This is a genomic window from Companilactobacillus halodurans, from assembly GCF_009600985.1.
GTDB classification, from domain to species: Bacteria; Bacillota; Bacilli; order Lactobacillales; family Lactobacillaceae; genus Companilactobacillus; species Companilactobacillus halodurans.
Genome location: NZ_VDFP01000096.1, coordinates 1 through 1,693 on the forward strand (window position 1 = coordinate 1; position 1,693 = coordinate 1,693).

The window sequence follows — 1,693 nt, forward strand, 5'->3', positions numbered from 1 at the left end:
GGATACAAAAGGAATTTATTATGCTAAGGGAACTGGTATGCCCGCATGGACTACAGATCATAATTTAATGCAAAAACGTAAAAACACGTATACGATGGACTTGTTTAATAAGCAATTTGCTATGAGTACAACTGCTCATTCAGTAATGCCAGCAATCTCAGCTCAAAACTATATTTCAATGTTACATGGTCGACCATGGGAAACTTTACCAAAAGAATATCAAGGTACAAACGGTACAATGGGGCAACATTATTTTGCCGATTTTGGAAAAGATAAACAGTTATATCCCTCTGTTTTCAAAGTATTGCAAAAGAATAACCCTACTCAAAAAGCAGCAGCCTTTTCTGAATGGGGACCAATTGTTAATGCAATTGTTGAGCCCGATGCCGCCGTTAAAACTAAACAATCAGATTCTTTGAAATCATTCGATGACGTAGCAGATTATATTGGAACAGATGATTTCCAAAACACAGCTATGGTTTACATGCAAAGTGATTATATGGATGGACAAGGTCATGGCAATGGTTGGTATAACGATAATTACTGGAATAAATATGCTCAATATGATGGTTTATTCAAAAAAGTGATGGATAAGTTAGAATCCACGGGGCATATTCATGATACTTTAGTAATTGCTAATGCGGATCATGGTGGTGCAGGTACAAATCATGGTCCAAATGATGAACCCGACAGCAATATTTTTATAGCCTTGGGTGGTGAAACGGTTGATAGTGGTCGTCGTTTACATGGTGGTAGTAATTCTGATATTACAGCCTTGGTATTGAATGCTCTACAAGTTCCACGTGCTTCACATATGTTCAATAGTAATGTCTTCGATAACTCTGCTTTCTTAAGTCAAGGAGAGTTGGCCGGGAAGAAGCGTAATGTTGAAACTGTTAAGTTAGGCTATAAAGGTGATACGGTTAAACTTGGATTAACGAACTTGAAGAAAACAAGAACACTTAATGCAGTAGATATGCAAATTGATTTAGCTGGTCGTAATGTTAATAGTATTCAAACTGTTGATGGGGTTAAAGTTTTACGTCAAAAAAGTGAAAATGGTATCTTGAAGTTAACAGTAAGTATTGATCGTCAGCCCGTTGAAGGTCAAACAACTGACAATTTAGCAACAATCAAATTAAGTTCTGTAGCTAACAGAAGTGCTGGGAAAATAGCTATTAAACAAGCAATGGCCGGAACAACAGATGGAACAGAAGTTTTAGTTGACTTAGATAACGGTGATGCTAATAACATTAGTAGACCATCTACATCAAAACCTTTAGAACCATCAAAGCCTTCAAAACCATCAGAATCTTTAAAACCATCAAAACCAGTTGATAATGGTTCAAATCCAGACTCAGTTGTTAATGTTGAGAAGGTTATTTCCTTACATGAATCACAAAAAGAGATTCCATTGTACACATCTGATTTGAAAAAGATCTCAAATAAAGCATTATCAGGTGGAAGCGATTGGTTTAGTGACAAAACTATGACCAAGGATGGTGTTAAATATTATCGTGTTGCCTCAAACGAATGGGTAAATGAAAAAGATGCATATGAGTATACTAATATTTCAAGTGTTTTAACTACTCCAAAAGATAAAATTACTTTCCTAGTAAAATCAAATGGAGAAAAAATAACTAATCGTGCATTAGCACCAAGCACACCTTGGGCAACGGATCGTGTAGTTAAT

At 35.9% G+C, this 1,693-nt stretch carries 1 protein-coding gene; it reads left to right on the forward strand.

Features of this window, described 5'->3' with window-relative positions; translation table 11 throughout:
• Positions 1-1,693, forward strand: a 1,693-nt coding sequence (locus FHL06_RS12710) for an alkaline phosphatase family protein (protein ID WP_192917992.1), incomplete at both ends; no start/stop codon positions are given.